This is a genomic window from Ensifer sp. ENS11 (genome assembly GCF_014851895.1).
GTDB lineage: Bacteria > Pseudomonadota > Alphaproteobacteria > Rhizobiales > Rhizobiaceae > Ensifer > Ensifer canadensis.
Window position 1 is genome coordinate 38,324 of record NZ_JACVAN010000024.1, and the last position, 19,541, is coordinate 57,864.

A 19,541-nucleotide genomic window follows, 5' to 3' on the forward strand; every position below is an offset into this window, starting at 1 on the left:
CAGTCCTCCATGAGGCGCGATTTTCCACGCGCACGTTGTTTCTGCGTGCGAACGGGAAGACGCGACGGTGCCCAAAGGACCCTTGTCGCTGACCGGATTGGTGACTTCCTCCCAGTGCGCAACCGGCGAGCCCGCCTCCACGGGGCGCCAGCGACTGCTAAGCCATCATAGAAAGCTGACATTAAGCTGACATCAAGTCCTCATTGCGAAAATGAGGCGTAGTGTTTACGGAATCTTAGGCTGTTGCTTGCCGCTTGCGGCGCGAAAGGGCTCGCCGTGGGGCAGGCGCCCTGCCGTTTCCGGTTGTTGCGCGAATCGCAAACGTTCGCGGGCCATTTGGCAACTAAGAAGATGTGGGGCGAGAAGGCTAATTCTCTTCGTTTCATGGGGCATTGCAAGCTAACTGTTCTGTCTTGTGTCGCATGAATATTCGGAATAGAATATTCGAATATTCCCTGCTGCATATTCAGGAGAAAGCCATGGCGCTCTATATTCGTGACGATACAGTCGACGATCTCGCTTCCGAGCTCCAGAAGCTGTCCAAGGCTCCTAACAAGACAGAGGCCGTTCGGCGTGCCTTGCAGCACGAACTCGATCGCATCCGGGAAGAAGTGCCGTTACGCGAGCGCGTCGCGAAAATTCAAGACAAGTTCAGAGCGCGTATGGGCTCGAACAAGCCCAACTTTGACATGAAGCGCTTCACCGACGAGATGTGGGAACTCTGATGTTTCTGGACGCCTCTGTGATCGTGGCGGTTTTGGCCGGCGAGGAAGATGCCGGATATCATCTCGCCAAAATCGAGATGTCAAAGACACCAATCTTCTATTCGTCACTTGCTGTGTTCGAAGCGGTGATCAGCCTGGCACGTATCATTGCCATCTCGCACAACGGCAACCAGGCTCCAACGCCACCGGATATCATCGAACTGGCGCAGGAGAGTGTTGCGCAATTCCTTGAAGCAATCGATGGGCAAGAAATGCCTATCAGCGGATCCCTGCACCGCGCAGCGATGGAGGCGGCACGCAACTATGGTCGCTTTGTCGGCCATCCGGCTCGGCTGAATTTCGGCGATTGTTTCGCTTATGCTTGTGCGAAGTCCCAGCATGTGCCGCTTCTGTTCAAAGGCGATGATTTTTCCAGGACAGATATCGATGTTGCCTGAGATCGCCATCCGCGACGATCCCAGGCCGTAGACAGCTCGCCAATACCTTGTCCAGAGTAGCAGCCAGCGTCCTGACCCCGGCACCATCGCCGGAATGCAACGCGGCGTGTGGTCGTTCGGCGCCACAAGGCTGAAGCCGGAGTTCCGTCGGCCATCCGTTTTCCGATCAGACCCGGAAACGGATGGCGACGGTCCGCAAGAGCTGGTGGAGCCGCTTCTGCAAATTTCATCTGCAATGCTGCAACGCTGCACGGCTACTCGGCTGCATCTTGCTGCTCTATGTGGAGGGCGAAGCCGCGATCACTCGGATTGGCGAGGGCTGGACGCAATTCGAGGCTCGGGATGAGATAGTCGCCGCCGTTCTGACGCCGGTAGGGGATAGGCGGCGTGGTCGAAAGCGTCCTCATCCGCCCGCGCAGGCGCTCGGAAAGATCTTCGAAGCCGGCTTCGTCGATGCGATCGACCCGGTAGGCCACGAACGGTGGCAGCACATCATATCCGGGATAGTAAAGGATGCCGTGGTTGATGGGAAACAAGAGGTCGTCGATCGGTCCGTTGACCCCCCGGGCGGAGTAGTGTTCCTGCCAGCCGCCGGTGGTGACGATCAGCATCGCGCGCTTGCCCTTGAACGTGCCCTCGCCAAACCGGTCGCCCCAATAGGTGTCGTTGTGTTCGCCGACACCATAGGCAAATCCGTAGGCATAGACCCGATCCACCCAGCCTTTCAGGATGGCTGGCATTGTGTACCACCAGAGCGGAAACTGCAGGATGAGTGTATCCGCCCATAAGAGCTTCTCGTGTTCCGCCTTCACATCCTGCGTCAGGGTATCGGTCGTGAAGGCGGCTTTCGAGGCGCGGCTCGGCTTGAACTGCGTGTCTGTTGAAAGCGAAGGGAAGTCGCTCCGATCGACCTCGGATTTCCATTTGTCGGCATAGAGGTCAGATACACGGACTTCGTGGCCCTGAGCCTCGAGTTCGCGGATGGCGACGTCGCGGAGCGCGCCGTTGAGCGAACGCGGTTCTGGATGGGCGAAAACAAGCAAAACTTTCATGGTCAGCATTCCTGTGATGAGAAACCGACCCCTGATGTAGACGACACCAAAGTGTTTCACTATAACTTGGGAATGCATATGATTGTGCCGAAAAATGGATAAATCCGACATCACGCTCGAACGCATGCGGACATTCGCGCGCGTTGCCGAGCGTGGCAGCCTGTCAGCCGTTGCGCGTGAACTCGGGCTCGGGCAGTCGACGGTCACGCGGCATTTGCGCGAACTGGAGGAGGCGCTGGGCGTGCCTCTCATCAGCCGCACGACCCGGCGCGTGACGGTGACCGACGAGGGCAGCCGGTACTATGCCAACAGCGTCCAGATCCTGCGCCTCGTGGAGCAGGCCGGCGACGAGGCACGCGGCACCCGTGGTGCCTCGGCCGGCACGATCCGGGTCTCCTGCACCGCGGCTTTCGGCGTTCTGCACGCCACGCGACTGATCTTTGCCTTTCAGGAGAAATACCCGGATATCGGTGTTGATCTCAGCCTGACGGACGAGCGCATCGATCTTGTGCGGGAGGGCATCGACATCGCGCTCCGCCTGGGGCCGCTCAACGACAGTTCGCTGAAACTGCGGGCACTGGGCCAAAGCCAGCGTCTGCTGGTCGCCGCGCCGGGCTATCTCGCCAGGCGAGGGACACCGGTCGTTCCCCGGGATCTATCGGACCATGAGGGCATTCGCATGTCGAATGTGGCGGGCAGCGATATGCTGGAACTTCACGGGAACACCGGTGAGCAGCATATGGTGCCCTTTCACGGGCGTCTCCAGGTTGACCATGGATTGGCGGCCCGCGAGGCGCTCGTCGCCGGCCGCGGCATCGCCCCCGCGCACCGTTGGTTGGTCGACGATCTGCTTGCTGATGGCCGGCTGATGCCCATCCTTCCGGACTATGTTCTGCCGGCCGTGCCCTTGAGCATGCTGATCGTGCCGGAGCGGGCAGGCATTGCCCGTGTGCGGTTGCTTGTTGACTATCTCGCGGAACGGATCAGCGACATTCCGGGTCTGGAGTAACCGGGGTTGCGCTGACACACGACCGTCCATGGACGCAGACACGTTTGAGCGATCCCATATTGATCGAGGCCAACGAAACAGATTTCACCGGGTTGAACCGTTGGAGCTAGTGGAGCCGCAGAACCTCGTTCCAGCGGGCGATCAGCCGGGACCGCTTGACCTGATCGAGATAGACCATCAGCCCGGGGCTGACGGGCACCGGCCGCAATTGGGCACCGAGCATTTCCTGCATGGTGTTGGCGGTGTTTTCGCTGGCGACATCCGGGCTGACGGCGGGGATCTGCAATTGCCGCGCCATGATCGTCTGGCCTTCCGGCAGACGCAGCGCACCGTCGCGGGGCCCGTTCCGATCTATGATCCGCGCGAGGAAAGGGGGCGACGGCAATTGGACGAGCATGCCGCCCACTTGTGAAGTGAAAATTGCTACCGAGCCGCGCGCTTTGGCCTCAAATCTGCAGAGAAAGCACTCATCGGCATTGTATGGTGGCATGGTGCTGTTCAAACATAGGACGTCTAAGTCCTTTGGCTCTTGCTCGGGAGGGTCGATGCGGCAGTATGACTACTGTGGTCATTATTTGGAGGCCGACATGAAAGAGATCCGGCTCAAAGATGCCAAGGCAACGCTCTCTGCTGTTGTCGATCAGGCGGTTCACGGCAATCCTGCGATCATCACCCGACATGGCAGAAAGGAAGCAGTAGTGCTTTCGTTCGAGGAGTATGAAAAGCTGAAACACGTTCCGAGTTTCGGACGGTTCCTAGCTTCCTATCCAGGTGATGACGACGATATCCCACCGCGCGGTAACAAGCCGAGCCGGATGGTTGATCTCTGATGCAATGCGCGCAAGCAGCCGGGCAGATTCTGGATGGTGCTCGTGCCCATAGCTGCCACAGCCCAAGTGCATGGCCTGACTGCTTTGACACGCAATCTGCGTCATTTTGGACCGTCAGGCGTTCGAGCACTCGATCCCTTCGAGGCGCTGCCGGAGTTATAGGGTAGAGCCCTGCGGCTTCCGTGAATTGACGCAGAAGCGCTCTCTCCGACGCTGAATACGACGGGGCATTTCAGGCCGAAGCCGCGCCGAAAGTCCAAGGTGCCGCCGTCGGCTGCTAGGCACCCATCCTCTCCCGGTGGCCGCGATCCGCCTGTTCGAGCGGTTGCATGCCAACGCACCACCGTCCATTGTCGAGGGGGTGTTTGAGCGACCCGAGGGCGGACGGAACAACGAAACAGATCGCCCCACGGCAAAAACGCTGGTGCTAGTGGAGCCGCAGAACCTCGTTCCAGCGGGCAATCAGCCGGGACCGCTTGACCTGGTCGAGATAGACCATCAGCCCAGGGCTGACGGGCACCGGACGCAACTGGGCACCGAGCATTTCCTGCATGGTGTTGGCAGTGTTTTCGCCGGCGACATCCGGGCTGACGGCGGGGATCTGCAACTGCCGCGCCATGATCGTCTGGCCTTCCTTGGACATGAAGAATTCCAGATAGCGGCGGCCGAGGTCGGGCGAGGCGGATGCTTGTGGCACGAGGCCGATGCGCGACATCACCACGGTATAGTCCTTCGGCAACACGATGCCGACATCCGGGTGGCGGGCTGCCCAATCGGCGGCGTAGGAGCCGAGGATGTTGTAGCCGAGCACGAACCGCCCGTCGGCGACCCGCTCTAGAATGGCCTGGCTGGTGGAATAGAGTTTGACGCCGGCAGCGCCCATCGCCTGGATGACATCCCAGATGTCGCCGAACTGCTCCTGGTCGCGCGACATGAAGAGAAAGCCGACGCCGGAGCGCTCGATGTCATAGGTGCCGATCCGGCCGAAGACATCGGCCCCCTGACGCTTGAGATAGGCGACGAATTCGGCGCGGGTCGAAGGCGGCGCTTCCTTGGTAAAGCTCGGCTTGTGATAGACGAAGACCGCCGGCTCGAAAGTCAGCGCATAGGCGGTATTGCGCCAATTGGCCCAGGTCGGCCAGCGGCCGCTCATCGGCAGGTCGCTGCGCTGGGCATAGCCGTCGTTGCTCAGCTTGACTTGCAGGTCCATCGCAGACGAGAAGGCGAAGTCCGCGGTCTTCAGCCCCGCATCGGTTTCCTTGACGATCCGGTCGTAGATCTCCCCCGTCAGCATATCCTCATAGCGCACCGCGACATCCGGATTGGCTTTTTGAAAGCCGAAGATCATGGGTTTGGCGAGCGGCTCGTCGAGCGAGGAGTAGACGACCAGCGTCCTGGCGTCCGAGGCACCTGAAAGCGCCGGGAAAATGACCGGTGCGGCCAGAAGGAGCCGGGGACAAAGAAGCAAAAAGAGAAAAGAAATCAAGTACCGCATAAATCCACAATGCCTCAGCACGCCACCGTTCACAAGCAAGGCAACGGCGGATAGAGTGAAGCGGGGGAGTGAAGACAATTGCGCATATTGCTTGTTGAAGACAATCAGGTCCTTGCAGAGGGCCTGTCGGCCATCCTGCGTGGTAGCGGCTATGCCGTCGACGTCGTCAGCGACGGCGCGTCGGCCCACGCGGTTGCCGCCGCCGAGACGTTCGATCTGGTGATCCTCGACCTGAACCTGCCGGAGATGGACGGGCTCGATGTGCTCAGGGCGATGCGTGCCCGACAGAACAGTGCGGCGGTATTGATCCTGACGGCGCGGGGCACGCCGGAGGAGCGGGTGAAGGGGCTCGATCTCGGCGCCGACGATTACATGATCAAGCCGTTCGATATCGGCGAGTTTGAAGCGCGCGTACGCGTGCTGCTTCGCCGGCAGGCGGGATTGCGCGCGTCGACCGTCAGCTACGGCAATGTGTCGCTCGACCTCAATGCACGTAGCTTTTCGTCCGGTGGAGTGCCGATCGAAATCCCGGCCCGAGAGCTGGGGCTGCTCGAACTCCTGTTCATGCGCGCCGGCAAGGTCGTCGCCAAGGAGGCGATCATGCAATCGCTGACCGGCTTTGACGACGATCTGAGCCCGAATGCGATCGAACAATATGTCAGCCGCCTCAGGAAACGGCTTGCGCCACACGGCCTGACCGTCAGAACGGCGCGCGGTATCGGCTACTATCTCGACAAAGCGGCCGGGCCGGAATGAGGGCGGCGGTCTATTCCCTTCGCCGCAGGCTGCTCGGCTGGCTGTTGATCTCAACTGCCGTTATCGGCGTCGCCGCGCTCACCGATACCTACCGCGAAGCGGTGACGACAGCCAATGTCGTGTCGGACCGCGTTCTCGCCGGTTCGGCGCTCGCCATCGCCGAGCGCGTGGTTGTGGCGGAGGATGGTTCGCTCGAGGTGGACATCCCCTATGTGGCGCTCGAGATGTTGACCTCGGCGGCGCAGGATCGTGTCTTCTACCGTGTCGATGGACCGCCAGGACAATTCATCACCGGCTACCAGACCCTGCCGTCTCTGGACGAAGTTCCCGGTAGCTCCACGACCTTTGCCGACTCCTCGTTCCGCGGCGAGCCCATCCGGATCGCGGCACTGCGCCGGTCGGCTTCGACGGGCATCAATTCCGTACCCTTCGTTGTAACCGTTGCCGAAACGACGATCGCGCGCCGGCAGCTGGCGCAGACGATTCTCGTACGTTCCGCCTTGCGCCTCGGCCTGATGATCGCCGGTGCCGCGGTCATCGTCTGGATTGCCGTTACCTTCTCGCTCAGGCCGCTCTATCGATTAGGCGATGCGATCGCCGAGCGCAGTCCCGACGATCTGCATCCGATCGGCGAGCGTGTGCCCAATGAAGTCCAGGGCCTCGTCGATACGGTCAATTCGTTCATGGGCCGCCTTCAGTCGGCACTCGATGCGCTACGCAATTTTACCGGAAACGCCAGCCATCAGCTGCGCACGCCGCTCGCAATCATCCGAACGCAACTGGCCTTGGCACTGCGCGCAGGCTCGATCGAGGACACCAAGAAGGCGGTGAAAAAGGCCGACGAGGCCGTTGCGAACGCCGAGCGCATTCTGGCGCAGCTTTTGCTGATGGCGAAGATCGATGCCGCCGGCAAGGATGAGGCGCGCAAACTCGAGCGGATCGATCTGGTCGAGTTGGCGCGCGGTATCACCGCCGAACATGTGCCAGCCGCCGGAGACGCCGGCATCGATCTGGGTTTCGACGGCGAGGGCGAAGCCTTCGTTCGTGCAGAACCCTTGCTGGTCGGCGAGATGCTGAAGAACCTGATCGGCAACGCGTTGCTCTATGCCGGGCGAGGGGCGGAAGTCACGACGCGGGTGAGCGAAAAGGAAGGTTTCGTATCCCTGGAGGTCGAAGACAGCGGACCCGGAATCAGGCCGGAACTGCGCGAGAGCGTGCTCAGGCGGTTTCAGCGCGGTGCGAGCGAAGCGCCTGGAACGGGGCTCGGTCTGCCGATCGTCGAGGAAATTGCTGCCCTCTACGGAGCGCGAACCAGCCTGACCGATGGAGCAGGTGGACGCGGGCTTAGGGTTGCCATCCTGTTTCCGGCCGGCTGAACAGGGCGGGCCGCTCAGTCCCCATCCGGCGCGCGCAAACAGAGTTGTTCCACCGTTGTAGGCCACCGATCCATAGTTCGGTCCTCGATCCGGCAAACGGACGTATCCATCCCAGGATCTACATCTGCACATCATTCGAGAGCCCCTCCGAGGCTGCGAAGCTAGCTGGCGTTGCGCCATGATCCCCGCCACGAACAAAGGAGGAGTTACTCAAAGCGGTTGGGAGCGCGCGACCTCAAGTTTTTCGGCGCAACGGGCGGTGCTTGGGGAGGCGCGCTGCGGCGGCCTTATTTTCGGCGTGCACGAAATTGCTTGACATTGCACGAAAATGCACGAAATTTGCCGTCAAACAAGGAATGGCGACTTCTGCTGACCTTGCCACAATGAAGGAGGTCACGATGAGCATTGCACACCGCGTTCGCGTAGAGGATGTCACCATCCTCTCGGACGACTGGTACGTCCTAAAGAAAACGACTTTTTCCTTCCTGCGCGCCGACGGGAACTGGCAGCGACAGTCGCGAGAGACCTACGACCGGGGAAACGGTGCGACGATCCTTCTCTACGATCCGAAACGCCGCACGGTGATACTCACCCGTCAGTTTCGCTATCCAGCCTTCGTCAATGGTCATGACGACCTTCTCATCGAAGCGCCGGCCGGATTGCTCGACAATGCCGAGCCGGAAGCACGCATCCGTGCAGAAACGGAAGAGGAGACAGGCTTTCGTGTGCGCGACGTACGCCTGGCGTTCGACGCATTCATGAGCCCTGGCTCCGTAACGGAGCGGCTGCATTTCTTCGTTGGCGAGTACCAGCCAGGCGACCAGGCTTCGGCGGGAGGTGGCAACGAGGCCGAAGGGGAGGATATTGCCGTCCTGGAAATTGGTATCGACGAGGCGCTTGCGATGGTCGGCTCGGGGGCAATTCGGGATGGAAAAACGATTATGCTGCTGCAGTACGCCGCCTTGAACCTCTTCTCCAATCGCGCGCCAATCGACGTTGGTGCAGCAAGCCCTTCCTGAGACGGCAGCAGTCACCGGCCGTCGCGGCAGCTTTGAGCAATTGCGATAAAAGTACGACGCAGTCTTCCGTCCGGATTTGCGTCCGACCTGGAGCATCAGCCAGTGGCTGCACCTTAATTTGCGGGGCGCACCAAACCGCAAACTTGGCCAACACCCCGCGCCGGTATTCGGCCTTAGGCTGCTGCAAAAGGGTCCGACGCCGAGGATCTCCTTTTCCGGAAGGTCGAGCTGCAAAAGCTGGCCATGAGCGTCGATGACGCCGCCGTCTTTGAAGAGCGCGACACGCTCATGCGCTGGAACTACGTCGCCTGAACGGCCCCAGCATGCCGCTTGCAATAGAGCAAGCGGACAAGGTTTGGAGGTGCGCTTTAGCGGCTGCGCTGGCCGAAGAGGGAAGCTGTTTCGCGGGTCTGGACCCGAAGCATCGCGTTCCAAAGCTGAAGAACGAAACGCGGCTGGAACTGGCTCGCAAGCTTGCGCTGCGACAACATGATAAATCTCCGATAGTTTTGGATGGTTTTGATATAGTCGATCGCGGATGCAGTTACCAGAGCGGTAGCGCCGTGGCAGCCTTGCGCGGCAAACATATGTCGAAACACGGCCGGCACAGTTAAATTACGTCGGTGCCGACAATAAAACGCCGGGATGATTTTCATCAACCCGGCCAGTTGGCTCACTGGGAGAACAGGTCTTCTTTGGAGGATCAGGCTTTCTTGCGGTTTTTCTGTCGATAGACGTCGATCACGACGGCAGCAACGGCAAACAAGTTGTTGGCGATTTCCTGACAGCAGGCTTCGACCCGCAGGAAGTGAAGCGGGCGTTCATGACATCGAGGATGAGGGGCCGGTGATGCGGTCGGCAAAACTGATCAACACCATGCGCTGATGATGTGTCGAAACGCGGATATGTAACAGGATTGGTTACGAGCCGGGTCGGAATTTCTGTTCGATCGCGCCGTCTACCGTGCAAGTGCGTCTTGGGCTGGGCCTTTATTCAACGGTCCTCGCGAGTATGCCACACGCGCAGAACATAGATAATCGACTGTTGAATCTCGTAGCGGATCTCATAATGCCCGACGAGGATTCGGCGGACTTCGCGAGGCGCAAATTCTTCCAGCTTCTCTCCAAGTCGAGGCTGTTCAATCAGGCGTGTCGGTGCAGTCGTCAACGATTGAACCGTGCGTGCAGCGGCTCGCTGATTAACAGGAGCTAGAAATTCGAAAAGGCGCGCGAGATCACCAATGGCCTTGCTTGTCCATTTAACCTGCATCAGAGCGGAACAGAGAGCGGCTTGTCGTTGTCCAGACTATCGGCCCAGGCTTGCACGGCCTGATGGTCAATGACTTGACCGGCGTCCACGTCCGCGAGCGCCTCAAGTGTGAGCAGGCGTCGTTCATCCTCTTGATCTACCCAGGCAGTGAGTGCCTGCTTGATGATCCAGCCGCGCGAACGTTCCAGCCGGATAGCCAACTGATCTACCCTCTCCGCAAGCGGCAGCGGAACATGCGCTGTCAGTACTTTGGTTTCCATCGAACGCTTCCTGTGTAATCGACCTTAATCATAGTGATTAGATTTGATTAAGTCGAGAGGCTGTGAGTGTCGAATGCACCAACCGACCTCGGACAACTAAATCCGGACAATCCATTGTGATGCACATATTTGGCAATTGCATTGTCGCTCACCTTTCATCAAGGGCCGAGAGCACGGTGCCTGCCGTCCTCCTGATCGCGCCGGTAGCATCATAAATACAAAGACCAACGAGCATCGCCGCAGCCGACTACGATATCTTCTTCAAGGAAGTCGACGAGAGGGGGGCGTTTGGACCATACGTGACGACGCGGGCTTCCCACTTCGACAAACCAGTTCAACGAAGCCGCCATGCCTTTCTAGTCGTCAGAAACGCGGGCTCGGCGCATTCTTGAGACTGTTCCATCCTATCGCGACTTCATGCTACACCCGCTGACCTTCGAGGTTTTTCGCGATCGTCGGTTGGTAAGGTTGGAAAAGGATGCTGTCAGGGTTGGCATAAACTCGAGCGGTGAGCGTGCGACTGGCTTCGATGTCGCGCCTGCCGACGTTCGCAGAAGGCTTACATCCGGCTCGTAGAAGAAATGCATCCAAAAATCAGGCGGCCGAAGCCGCCCTTTCTCGTTTGATTATTTGGCGAACATTGTCTTTCCACCAGTCTGCGCGCCGCCCTTGGCCGAGCTCTTCTTGCCAGGGTCGGTGTTCACGTTCTTGGTTGATGCGGCAAGGCCGCGCGACGATCCGAAGGCCAATTCAATCTGGCCGGCGATTTTGACGGTGGACTGCTTTTCAGCTGGCGTCGACGGGACGGCAGCAATGGCGGAAGTCGCAAAAGCGAGCGACGCCAGGGCGGCGATAACTATCTTCATTGGTAGTCTCCTAGGTTCGAACCTCCCGCCAAGGATTGCGGGAGATTTGGCCTAGGACTATTGCCGAGACGGCGACATACGGCAGGTGTCGTATTTCGACCGTTCCGCGATCCGCGACCCCTCGAAATGGGTACCGACTTGTTTCGGACACATTGGGCTCCCATATACCTCGTCGTTGGCATTGCTATGAGCGCTGAATGATTCGCCGCTCGCAAATGCCTCGTCGCTTTAGACTTTTGACCACGGATGTACTGGCACTGGTTGGTAAGCGATGATGAGGAAGGTCGGTGCGGTTTCGCCCCGGCCTTTTTTCATGGGAATTGATCTCAATTTGTTCCTACTGCGGACGAGCTAATCCAGCTTAGACATGCGCGGTATGTCCTGTGGATGTTCGCTGCTCGTTCTCGCGTTTTACGTGTAGCTTGAAATTGGGCGCGACCAATGACCGCCGCCTATGCGGTAGGGTGGTGGCCTTCAGTTGAGTGTTTCAACCATTTCTCGGGCATCAGAGGCCCAAAGTATTCGGTACCTGGCGTAGGTGATACTGCCAAACGCGATGCCCTCGATAATTCTGGCGCAGGTTTGCTTAATGTAGGGGCGAAACTCTGCCTGCTCGATGGAAGTGCGCCGGTACGGCTCTCTGTGCAGCGCTCGATCTGGGCCTCACGTGCCTTCGCCGAAGTGCGTAGCTCGGCAGCAATCGCAGCAAATGCAGGCTCCGCCAATGGCGGCCCTTGCTCAGCGGACGCTGGTAGAGGCACCGCGATAAACAAAACGATAGCGAGCGCCAAACCGGTTCTCATGCAGCCTCCAAGTCATTGCCTTCTACCCGTAAAGGTTGGGCAAATACAACTCCAGGAAATTTGTCGGTAGAGCAGCCCGGTAGCTCGCCAGCCTCATAGGTTGGAGATCGCAGGTTCATTCTTTCCAGTGCAGGCGGCGCGCGCCACATGATTTTCGCCTGACGTTCAATTTCATCGGGGGAGCGGTGCGGGTACTTTGCGGCAAGGGCTAGCGCGAGAGCCCGGAGCTTTGCGAGAATGTCTAGGTGCTCGTCGGCTGCTTGCGCCTGGGCGTTTCAGCCGATCGACCGGCCGCCCCGTGTTCGTCATTCGTGGGCACGATGTCGAAGAGTTTGTCGGCATCGTTCGTCGTTATGGGGCAGATGCTGCCGGCGTTCGCGCCATGGTCGATGCAGCCAACCAGAAACCCGAGATCGCCAGAATGCAGATCGCACATGCATGCGGCACCTGCCAGCTTAGGGTCGCGTAGTTCCGTTAGCTGCTGTCAGGCGGGGCAAAGAAGCAGTTCACGTTGTCTTCCGTCGGATGCAGGCAGATATGATATCGCCCATCGCCCGAGGGAATCTCATCGCCATACGGGATGAAGAACATGTGTGGCCTTGTCGCGAGGTGGTGGTCGCCCGCATGCAAGAAGACAGAAAAACCACGAGCTCCTCGCATTATGTCCGGAGCGGGAATGGCTTCACAATCTCCACCTACCTCATGAGCCTTGCAGCACGCCGGAGGATAGGTCCAGCCCGTCATCGTCTGGTGAGCGTCGGTCCGAACTACGCCGACTGAGATTGCTGCAAGTGTCATCAGGGGTACGGTTGATGTGGCGAATGTCATTGTGCACCTCCTTGGAGGCAGCCCTTCGAAAACGCCGAGAGGTTGCTTGCTGGTTGGCAAGAACGATTTGTCTGGCCGATGCTTAGATGCGTTCAGCGGCCCGGACACCGCCCGTTGCCAGCATACTCCTCGCTCCTTGGCGTGGAACCTGAATTATGCCTGGGCGACAGCGTGCTCTTGTCTGTCGTCGAGGCCATCAAGCAGGCCGATGGTACCGCGGCGAACATCGCCAGCTTGGTGTTCGAAGCTAAGGTCAACATCATCCGGCTGCCGGATTTCATGCAGAACATTGGCAACGCCGAGTACCGCGCGAAGATCCTTGAGCGCTACACGCTCGCCGCCACGGCCAAGGGCATCAACGGCGACCTGTTGCTCGACAAGGAAGAGGAGTTCGAGCAGAAGACGGCCAGTTTTGCCACTCTACCGGAAGTCCTCATGGCGTTCCTGCAGATCGTTTCGGGCGCAGCCGACATCCCGGCGACCCGGCTTCTCGGCCAGCCACCGGCTGGCATGAACGCCACCGGCGAAAGCGACCTGTGCAACTATTACGATCGCCTGCAGGCCATGCAGGAAGTCGAGATGACCCCGGCCATGATGCAGCTCGACGAGTGTATCATCCGCAGCGGTACCGGCTCACGCGACGCCGACATCTACTATGAGTGGGCGCCCCTCTGGGGAATGTCTGAGAAGGAAAAGGCCGACGTCGTTCAAAACGAAAGCCGACGCTGCGCGCCAGTTGGTGGGTACTTCGCCGGGTCAGGAAATTATTCCCCGCGAAGCTGTGTCCGACGCTCTGGTCAACGCGCTCGTCGAGGATGGCTCGCTGCCCGGACTCGATGCGGCGATCGAGGAATATGGCAAGCTGAGCGAGCAGGAGCCCTCCGAAGACGAGCATGCGGCCGCAGCAGCCGCACAGTCAAGTCAGGAGCGATGAACCCGAGCGGCTCATCAAGAGGCCGAGAATATCACCATAAAAAGTGCGGCCCAGAGTAAGGCCGACAACTCGGCCGCCAACAGAAACCCAAACGTGGTGTCGCTCATGCAATCCTCCGTAGGCAACCTCCATTGCCGGGAGGAACTATAGGGGAGGGACGGCGATCCCGCTACTCATTAAGACGCAAGCAGCGAGTAAATCAGAACGCCGACAGAACCCCAGAAGCCAACCATTACCAGCGCCATCGCGGCAACCAGAACCTTTGTCACTACAAAACTCCACGACTGTTGTACGGGTCCAAAACCTAGCCCAGCGCTGAAATTTTTGTATCGGACCATGGTCTGATCTCGCTGCTTTCGTTGACGGTGTGTCGAACCGCCATCGCCGCAGGTGGCTTTTCTTTTGAGGCACTAGTCATGAAATTCACAGACACAGAACCGATCGCGGGCATGCGACGGACCGCCGACGGCTACCTTGTCGCCGAGGTCCGCACTGCTCGCACTGGCATCCAGGACTACGCCGGCCATGAGGTCGGCAAACCCGATATGCCGGTCGTGAAGGTCTATCGGTCCGCAGACCAGGTTATCGCATGCGACGGCCTTGGCTCCTATGCCCGCAAGCCGGTGACGAACATTCACCTTGACGAAGCGGTCAGCGCCGCCAACTGGAAGGACTGGCCGTCGGCCAGATCTGTGACGAGGCCGCCCGCGACGGCGAGTTCGTTCGCATACCGCTGATCGTGATGGATGCCGCGGCAATCAAGGCCGTCGACGAGGGAAAGCGCCAAACGAGCGATTGCCGGTGTCCCGGTCCGGCGCACAGTTTGCGCTCAGCTGCTTGAATAAAAGAAGCCGGGATGATTTTCATCACCCCGGCCAGTTGGCTCACTGGGAGAACAGGTCTTCTTTGGAGGATCAGGCTTTCTTGCGGTTCTTCTGTCGATAGACGTCGATGACGACGGCGGCGACGATGATCAGGCCCTTGACGATTTCCTGATAGTAGGCGTCGACCCTGAGGAAGGTGAAGCCGGAGGTCATGACGCCGAGAATGATGGTGCCGATCACGGTACCGGTGATGCGTCCGACGCCACCGGTCAGCGATGTGCCGCCGATGACGGTCGCGGCGATCGCGTCGAGTTCGTACATCACTCCCATGCCGGCCTGCGCCGTCTGAGCGCGGGCTGCGGTGACGACGCCAGCAAGGCCTGCCAGCATGCCGGCAATGGCATAGACCTTGATCAGATGCGCCTCGACATTGATACCCGAGACGCGGGCTGCCTGAACATTGGCGCCGATCGCGTAGGTGAACTTGCCGTAGCGGGTGTAGCGAAGGGCAATGTGGAAGATGATCGCAACGACCAGGAAGACGATGACGGGCCAGATGCCGGTGCCGATGAAATTGAACTGCTCGGTGAGGCCCGAAACCGGCTGACCCTTCGTGTACCACTTGGAGATCCCGCGTGCCGAGACCATCATGCCGAGCGTGGCGATGAAGGGCGGGATCTTCGTTCTTGCGATCAGCTGACCGTTGATGACACCAGCAAGCAGGCCGACGCCGATGCCGAGCCCGATCGGCACGATGGCCGGCAGGTCTGTCAAGGACGGATAGAGCGCACGCGGCCAGGTGGAGGCCTGCGCGACACTTGCCGAGAACATCGCGGTCATGCCGACAACGGAGCCGGAGGACAGATCAATGCCGCCGGTAATGATCACCTGGGTCACGCCGACGGCGATGATGCCGATAACGGCAACCTGCAGGATCATGATCGTCAGGCGCTGCGGGTTCATGAGGAAGCTCTGCCCGACGAAGATCCAGCCAAGGATTTCGTAGACAAGCGCGATCCCGATCAGCACCAGGAAGATGCTGAATTCGGGGGGCATCCGACGCTTCGCACCCGGAAGGGCCGAGCCGGTGCCTTGTGCTGCGACATTGGTTTCCATTGTTCGTTCCTCCCTGTGGTCCGCTCGGTTCGCGCTTAGCTGGCGGCGAGTTCCATGACCTTGATCTGGGTTGCTTCGGCGCGGTCGAGGATGCCTGTGACGCGACCCTCATGCATGACCATGATGCGATCGCTCATGCCCAGCACCTCCGGCATTTCCGAAGAAATCATGATGACGGCAACGCCGTTGCGGGCGAGTTCGGTGACGAGGCGATGGATCTCTGCCTTCGCGCCAACATCGATGCCGCGCGTCGGCTCGTCGAGGATCAGGATGCGCGGGTTGGTGAGCAGCCAACGGCCGATCAGCACCTTCTGCTGATTGCCGCCGGACAGGTTCTCGATCCGCTCCTGCAGATTGGGCGTCTTGACCCGAAGCTTGCGGCTCATCTCCTCGCAAGCCGCGGTGATGTCCTTTTCCGAGACAAAGCCGGCCCTGACGAAACGGTCCTGCAGTACGGCGATCTGCATGTTTTCAAGCACGTCAAGGATCAGCAGACAGCCGGTGTCCTTGCGATCTTCCGTCAGGAATGCCATCCGGTTGCGGATGGCGGTGTTGGGGCTATCGATCGAAACGGTCTTGCCGTCGATGGCGATGGTGCCGGAGCTTGCCGGGGTGACGCCAAAGAGCGTCTCGGCGACATTCGAGCGGCCGGAGCCGACCAGCCCGGCGATCCCCAGGATTTCGCCGGCACGCACGTCGAATGAGACGTCGTGGAACACGCCGTCAAGCGTCAGATTGTTGACCGAAAGCATGACGTCGCCGATCGGCACCTCTTCCTTCGGGAACATCTGGGTGATCTCGCGACCGACCATCATGCGAATGATGTCATCGCGGGTGACTTCGCTTGAAGCATGCGTGCCGATATATTTGCCGTCACGGAAGACCGAGAACTCGTCGGCAATCTCAAAGAGCTCGTTCATCTTGTGGGTGATGTAGACGATGCCGATGCCCTGTGAACGCAGATCGCGGATGATCTCGAACAGGTGCGCGACCTCGCGCTCCGTCAAGGCCGAGGTAGGCTCATCCATGATCAGCACGTCGGATTCGTAGGAGACCGCCTTGGCGATCTCGACCATCTGGCGGTTGGCAACCGAGAGGTGGCGGACCTCGATTTCGGGGTCGAGCTTGATCTTCAGGCGATCGAACAGCCGGGCGGTAATGCGGCGCATCTCGCCATGATCGACAAAGCCGAAGCGGTTTTTCGGTTCGCGCCGGATCCAGATGTTTTCGGCGACGGTCATGAACGGCATCAGGTTCAGTTCCTGATGGATCATGGCGATACCGTTTTCGAGCGCGTCGAGCGGCGACTTCAGCCTGATGTCGGCGCCCTTCAATCGCACCTCACCCTTATCGGGCGTATAGATCCCGGCCAGGATCTTCATCAACGTCGATTTGCCGGCGCCATTCTCGCCCATCAGCGCATGGACGGTGCCGCGCCTCAGGCGGAAGGACACGTCGTCGAGCGCGACGACGCCGGGAAATTCCTTGCGAATGCCTTCAACGTTGAGAAGGTATTCGGCGTTGGGTACGGCGCCGCTGGCGCGCACGGCGGCCATCGTTGTCGGACTGAGCGTCATTGTCATTGCCTCCCCGTCAATTCCGGCTTTCGCGGAAAAGTCCTCGCAGCTGGTGGGTCAACCAGCCATTCTCCTCGCAGGCGCCAATCTACAGGATCAGCGCACCTGCCGCGCGGGACTGTTTTGGTTGGGAGCGCGAGATATCCCGCGCTCCCAATGCAAGCATCAGTTCTTCGCCTGATAGCTGGCCATGTTTTCCTTCGTGACAAGTTCGAAGGGGATGTAGACCTTCTTCTCGACCGGCTCGCCCTTGGCGAGTTTGAGGGCTGCATCGACAGAGCCCTTGCCCTGGCCGGCGGCGTTCTGGAACACTGTCACGTCGAGGTCACCTGCGGCCAGGGCTGCAAGCGCATCCTGTGTCGCATCGATGCCGCCGATGACGACGCTGTCCATCGGACGGCCAGCAGCTTTCAGCGCCTGGATCGCGCCGATCGCCATTTCGTCATTGTTGGAAATCACGGCGTCAAACTCAAGGCCGGCAGAAAGCCAGTTGGTGAGCAGGTCCGACCCTTGCGTGCGCGACCAGTTGGCGGTCTGCTCCTCGACAATCTCGATACCCTTGCAGGCTTCCGTCGCGAGAACGTCATGGATGTCCTTGGTACGCATGCGGGCAGCCTGGTTGGAAAGCTCACCCATCATCACAACGGCCTTGCCCTTGCCGCCGAGCATCTTGCAGATTTCCTGGGTCTGCAGCGTGCCGGATTCCTGTTCGTTGGAAGCGACGAAGGCCTGCTTTTCCGGCAGGGTGTCGACGTTGACAGGCTCGCGGTTGACGTAGACGAGCGCAATGCCCGCGTCAGCGGCGATCTTCGACATCGCGGCCGTTGCGTCGGTATCAACAGGGTTGACGATGATGGCGGTGACGCCGGCTGCGATGAAGTTCTGGATCTGGCTCTGCTGCTTCGAAACGTCGTTCTGCGCGTCTTCGATCTGCAAGTCGACGCCGTCGAGCGTCTTGGCGTAGTCGGACATGCCATTGCGCAGGACCGTCAGGAAGTTGTCGTCGAACTGCGCCATGGAAACGCCGATGGTTTCGGCATGGGCCGCCGTCGACATCATCACCGCCATGGCTGTACCCAGCAGGAATTTCTTCATTGTCTTTCTCCTCCACATTTGGTGCCCGGCCACACCTTCTCCAGCCGGAAACGCTGACCACATCGGGTCGCGCCCATCTCTGATTGGAAGCGGTACTCCCGCTGCGCTCCAATCAAAACGGAATAAAAGAACCAGTGATTTGCAATTACGGAATATGTATTCCATTTTATGCGGGCGTCGTCAAGGGTGTCTTTCGACGCCTCGCTTCGTTTTGCAATGCTCTGTCGGCTTTGCCGGTCAGGTATTGGCTTCGATGTAAGTCATGCTGGTCTTGAGGGCGGCTGCCGGATCGGCGACGCCATGGACCTCATCGGCAAAAGGTTCGAACGAGAAGGGGCCGGAATAACCTGCAGCCTTCAGGCGGCGGATCTGCCCGACATTATCGAGGGCGTCGTTTTCGTCGACCAGAACGCGATGCGAGTCGCGCAGATCGGCGATCGCCATGCCGCTGTCAGTGACCCCCGAAATATGAACGAGGCCGGTCATCTCGGGATAGATTGCCGGCTCGCCAGCGAGATGGTGATGGAAGGTGTCGTGCACGACGCGGAACGTAGTCTCGCCGCCGACCGCTTTTATACCGTCAACCGCTTCCGTTTTAGAGCGAAGCGAGCAGATCTCGAAGCCGAGCGGCTCGACAAGGCCGATGATGCCAGCCGCATCGAGCATCGGTTTCAGTGCCGAAAGAGCTTCCTTAAGATTGGCCTGCCGTTCACCGTCGGCCTGACCGCTGCCGTCATTAACAGGAACAAGAACGAGCGCCTTTACTCCGCAGTCCCTGGCATAGGAAATCAGGTGCGCGGCCTCCGCGGTCCGTGTGTCGTTCCATTCGTTGAAACGCTGCAGAGCGTTGATCGAGATAATGGTCAACCCATGTTCTGCTGCCAGTGCCGCAACGTCTTTTGCGGGTGTGCCATCCAGGATGGCATTGCCGGTCAGGTCGTTGCGGATTTCGACGGCAGTCATGCCGAGCGAACGCGCAAGTGCAAAGAAAGCGTCGAGCGGCAGGCCGGGCGTTGTCATGTGATTAAGCGCGAAGGGTAGGGTGGTCATGGGAATGTCTCCTCCAGGCGTGGTTTGTCGGTAGCGATAAATGGAACGTTCATTCCATTTATAGCTACCCGTGCAAATCACCAATGGCTAGGAGGTAGTTGACGCGTGTCCGGTCAAAGCACTTGCATTGTTGCAAGATTGTCTTTTCCAGATGATGGAATCCAATCAGATTCCAGGTGGGTCCGCGTGCTACTGCAATCGAGCTCTTGCTCGGTTGGCC

At 59.5% G+C, this 19,541-nt stretch carries 19 protein-coding genes and 3 pseudogenes; 10 read left to right on the forward strand and 12 right to left on the reverse strand.

What is annotated here, in order from left to right; all coding sequences use genetic code 11:
- Positions 1 to 479: 479 nt before the first annotated feature.
- Together IB264_RS29500 and IB264_RS29505 are read left to right on the forward strand one after the other, a co-directional pair.
- A complete protein-coding gene (locus tag IB264_RS29500) occupies positions 480 to 725 on the forward strand; it encodes a type II toxin-antitoxin system VapB family antitoxin (protein ID WP_025429025.1) in 246 nt (81 codons plus the stop codon).
- Positions 725 to 1,162 carry a type II toxin-antitoxin system VapC family toxin gene (locus tag IB264_RS29505; RefSeq protein WP_192434604.1) on the forward strand — a complete coding sequence of 146 codons (438 nt, stop codon included), beginning with the start codon at positions 725 to 727 and terminating at the stop codon, positions 1,160 to 1,162. Before IB264_RS29500 ends, IB264_RS29505 begins: the two co-directional genes overlap by 1 nt.
- A 254-nt stretch (positions 1,163 to 1,416) precedes the next feature.
- Here the strand turns inward: IB264_RS29505 and IB264_RS29510 are convergent, their stop codons facing one another.
- Entirely contained in the window at positions 1,417 to 2,214 is a 798-nt protein-coding gene (locus tag IB264_RS29510) for an NAD(P)H-dependent oxidoreductase (RefSeq protein WP_192434606.1), read from the reverse strand.
- A gap of 94 nt (positions 2,215 to 2,308) precedes the next feature.
- Between IB264_RS29510 and IB264_RS29515 the strand changes: the two genes are divergently transcribed.
- Entirely contained in the window at positions 2,309 to 3,223 is a 915-nt protein-coding gene (locus IB264_RS29515; RefSeq protein WP_192434608.1) for a LysR family transcriptional regulator, read from the forward strand.
- A 106-nt stretch (positions 3,224 to 3,329) separates the two neighbouring features.
- Here the strand turns inward: IB264_RS29515 and IB264_RS29520 are convergent.
- Positions 3,330 to 3,536, reverse strand: a pseudogene (locus IB264_RS29520) (ABC transporter substrate-binding protein); the annotation flags it as partial.
- A 274-nt stretch (positions 3,537 to 3,810) separates the two neighbouring features.
- Between IB264_RS29520 and IB264_RS29525 the strand changes: the two are divergent.
- Complete coding sequence (locus IB264_RS29525) at positions 3,811 to 4,053, forward strand: type II toxin-antitoxin system Phd/YefM family antitoxin (RefSeq protein ID WP_192434667.1); 243 nt, start codon at positions 3,811 to 3,813, stop codon at positions 4,051 to 4,053.
- A 427-nt stretch (positions 4,054 to 4,480) separates the two neighbouring features.
- On the opposite strand, the gene IB264_RS29530 is transcribed toward IB264_RS29525, so the two are convergent.
- Entirely contained in the window at positions 4,481 to 5,548 is a 1,068-nt protein-coding gene (locus IB264_RS29530; protein ID WP_192434610.1) for an ABC transporter substrate-binding protein, read from the reverse strand.
- Positions 5,549 to 5,626: 78 nt separating this feature from the next.
- Here IB264_RS29530 and IB264_RS29535 point away from each other — a divergent pair, with 78 nt between their 5' ends.
- The 3 genes from IB264_RS29535 (at position 5,627) to IB264_RS29545 (ending at position 8,699) form a co-directional block, all read left to right on the forward strand.
- On the forward strand, positions 5,627 to 6,304 hold the full coding sequence (locus IB264_RS29535; RefSeq protein WP_025429021.1) for a response regulator transcription factor: 678 nt from the start codon (positions 5,627 to 5,629) through the stop codon (positions 6,302 to 6,304).
- Positions 6,301 to 7,680 carry a sensor histidine kinase gene (locus tag IB264_RS29540; RefSeq protein ID WP_192434612.1) on the forward strand — a complete coding sequence of 460 codons (1,380 nt, stop codon included), beginning with the start codon at positions 6,301 to 6,303 and terminating at the stop codon, positions 7,678 to 7,680. The genes IB264_RS29535 and IB264_RS29540 overlap by 4 nt, the downstream gene beginning before the upstream one ends.
- Before the next feature lie 398 nt (positions 7,681 to 8,078).
- Positions 8,079 to 8,699, forward strand: a complete 621-nt coding sequence (locus IB264_RS29545; protein ID WP_084814938.1) for an NUDIX domain-containing protein — start codon at positions 8,079 to 8,081, stop codon at positions 8,697 to 8,699.
- 368 nt (positions 8,700 to 9,067) lie between these two features.
- Here the strand turns inward: IB264_RS29545 and IB264_RS29550 are convergent, their stop codons facing one another.
- From IB264_RS29550 to IB264_RS29565, 4 genes are all read right to left on the reverse strand, one after another.
- Positions 9,068 to 9,376 (reverse strand): hypothetical protein, encoded by a 309-nt coding sequence (locus IB264_RS29550; RefSeq protein ID WP_192434673.1) that lies wholly within the window; start codon positions 9,374 to 9,376, stop codon positions 9,068 to 9,070.
- A 316-nt stretch (positions 9,377 to 9,692) separates the two neighbouring features.
- Complete coding sequence (locus IB264_RS29555) at positions 9,693 to 9,968, reverse strand: type II toxin-antitoxin system RelE/ParE family toxin (RefSeq protein WP_192434614.1); 276 nt, start codon at positions 9,966 to 9,968, stop codon at positions 9,693 to 9,695.
- Positions 9,968 to 10,228 (reverse strand): CopG family ribbon-helix-helix protein, encoded by a 261-nt coding sequence (locus tag IB264_RS29560; RefSeq protein WP_057218789.1) that lies wholly within the window; start codon positions 10,226 to 10,228, stop codon positions 9,968 to 9,970. The genes IB264_RS29555 and IB264_RS29560 overlap by 1 nt, the downstream gene beginning before the upstream one ends.
- Before the next feature lie 626 nt (positions 10,229 to 10,854).
- Positions 10,855 to 11,094 carry a hypothetical protein gene (locus IB264_RS29565; RefSeq protein WP_057218786.1) on the reverse strand — a complete coding sequence of 80 codons (240 nt, stop codon included), beginning with the start codon at positions 11,092 to 11,094 and terminating at the stop codon, positions 10,855 to 10,857.
- 1,101 nt (positions 11,095 to 12,195) lie between these two features.
- On the opposite strand from IB264_RS29565, the gene IB264_RS34875 reads away from it, so the two are divergent.
- Positions 12,196 to 12,366 carry a putative metallopeptidase gene (locus IB264_RS34875; protein WP_244494749.1) on the forward strand — a complete coding sequence of 57 codons (171 nt, stop codon included), beginning with the start codon at positions 12,196 to 12,198 and terminating at the stop codon, positions 12,364 to 12,366.
- A gap of 5 nt (positions 12,367 to 12,371) precedes the next feature.
- Here IB264_RS34875 and IB264_RS29575 read toward each other — a convergent pair whose 3' ends face one another.
- Positions 12,372 to 12,725 (reverse strand): hypothetical protein, encoded by a 354-nt coding sequence (locus IB264_RS29575; RefSeq protein ID WP_057218776.1) that lies wholly within the window; start codon positions 12,723 to 12,725, stop codon positions 12,372 to 12,374.
- Between the two features lie 162 nt (positions 12,726 to 12,887).
- Here IB264_RS29575 and IB264_RS29580 point away from each other — a divergent pair.
- Both IB264_RS29580 and IB264_RS29585 read left to right on the forward strand, forming a co-directional pair.
- Positions 12,888 to 13,659, forward strand: a pseudogene (locus IB264_RS29580) (anti-CBASS protein Acb1 family protein); the annotation flags it as partial.
- A 416-nt stretch (positions 13,660 to 14,075) separates the two neighbouring features.
- Positions 14,076 to 14,452 (forward strand): annotated as a pseudogene (locus IB264_RS29585) (DUF2213 domain-containing protein); the annotation flags it as partial.
- Between the two features lie 121 nt (positions 14,453 to 14,573).
- Here IB264_RS29585 and IB264_RS29590 read toward each other — a convergent pair.
- The 4 genes from IB264_RS29590 to IB264_RS29605 form a co-directional block, all read right to left on the reverse strand.
- Positions 14,574 to 15,599 (reverse strand): ABC transporter permease, encoded by a 1,026-nt coding sequence (locus IB264_RS29590; RefSeq protein WP_057204556.1) that lies wholly within the window; start codon positions 15,597 to 15,599, stop codon positions 14,574 to 14,576.
- Positions 15,600 to 15,634: 35 nt separating this feature from the next.
- Positions 15,635 to 17,176, reverse strand: coding sequence for a sugar ABC transporter ATP-binding protein (locus tag IB264_RS29595; protein WP_025429004.1), 1,542 nt, complete (start codon positions 17,174 to 17,176; stop codon positions 15,635 to 15,637).
- A gap of 165 nt (positions 17,177 to 17,341) precedes the next feature.
- The gene (locus IB264_RS29600) at positions 17,342 to 18,271 is read right to left on the reverse strand and encodes a sugar ABC transporter substrate-binding protein (RefSeq protein WP_025429003.1); all 930 of its coding nucleotides are present in this window, start codon (positions 18,269 to 18,271) and stop codon (positions 17,342 to 17,344) included.
- A gap of 237 nt (positions 18,272 to 18,508) precedes the next feature.
- On the reverse strand, positions 18,509 to 19,321 hold the full coding sequence (locus IB264_RS29605) for a TIM barrel protein (protein ID WP_192434616.1): 813 nt from the start codon (positions 19,319 to 19,321) through the stop codon (positions 18,509 to 18,511).
- Positions 19,322 to 19,541 lie beyond the last annotated feature (220 nt).

What these genes read in the sequence shown, in the direction of transcription:
- IB264_RS29500 (WP_025429025.1), top strand. Translation starts at nt 480, where the DNA reads ATGGCGCTCTATATTCGTGACGATACAGTCGACGATCTCGCTTCCGAG.
- IB264_RS29505 (WP_192434604.1), top strand. Translation starts at nt 725, where the DNA reads ATGTTTCTGGACGCCTCTGTGATCGTGGCGGTTTTGGCCGGCGAGGAA.
- IB264_RS29510 (WP_192434606.1), bottom strand. Translation starts at nt 2,214, where the DNA reads ATGAAAGTTTTGCTTGTTTTCGCCCATCCAGAACCGCGTTCGCTCAAC.
- IB264_RS29515 (WP_192434608.1), top strand. Translation starts at nt 2,309, where the DNA reads ATGGATAAATCCGACATCACGCTCGAACGCATGCGGACATTCGCGCGC.
- IB264_RS29525 (WP_192434667.1), top strand. Translation starts at nt 3,811, where the DNA reads ATGAAAGAGATCCGGCTCAAAGATGCCAAGGCAACGCTCTCTGCTGTT.
- IB264_RS29530 (WP_192434610.1), bottom strand. Translation starts at nt 5,548, where the DNA reads ATGCGGTACTTGATTTCTTTTCTCTTTTTGCTTCTTTGTCCCCGGCTC.
- IB264_RS29540 (WP_192434612.1), top strand. Translation starts at nt 6,301, where the DNA reads ATGAGGGCGGCGGTCTATTCCCTTCGCCGCAGGCTGCTCGGCTGGCTG.
- IB264_RS29545 (WP_084814938.1), top strand. Translation starts at nt 8,079, where the DNA reads ATGAGCATTGCACACCGCGTTCGCGTAGAGGATGTCACCATCCTCTCG.
- IB264_RS29555 (WP_192434614.1), bottom strand. Translation starts at nt 9,968, where the DNA reads ATGCAGGTTAAATGGACAAGCAAGGCCATTGGTGATCTCGCGCGCCTT.
- IB264_RS29560 (WP_057218789.1), bottom strand. Translation starts at nt 10,228, where the DNA reads ATGGAAACCAAAGTACTGACAGCGCATGTTCCGCTGCCGCTTGCGGAG.
- IB264_RS29565 (WP_057218786.1), bottom strand. Translation starts at nt 11,094, where the DNA reads ATGAAGATAGTTATCGCCGCCCTGGCGTCGCTCGCTTTTGCGACTTCC.
- IB264_RS29575 (WP_057218776.1), bottom strand. Translation starts at nt 12,725, where the DNA reads ATGACATTCGCCACATCAACCGTACCCCTGATGACACTTGCAGCAATC.
- IB264_RS29590 (WP_057204556.1), bottom strand. Translation starts at nt 15,599, where the DNA reads ATGGAAACCAATGTCGCAGCACAAGGCACCGGCTCGGCCCTTCCGGGT.
- IB264_RS29595 (WP_025429004.1), bottom strand. Translation starts at nt 17,176, where the DNA reads ATGACGCTCAGTCCGACAACGATGGCCGCCGTGCGCGCCAGCGGCGCC.
- IB264_RS29600 (WP_025429003.1), bottom strand. Translation starts at nt 18,271, where the DNA reads ATGAAGAAATTCCTGCTGGGTACAGCCATGGCGGTGATGATGTCGACG.
- IB264_RS29605 (WP_192434616.1), bottom strand. Translation starts at nt 19,321, where the DNA reads ATGACCACCCTACCCTTCGCGCTTAATCACATGACAACGCCCGGCCTG.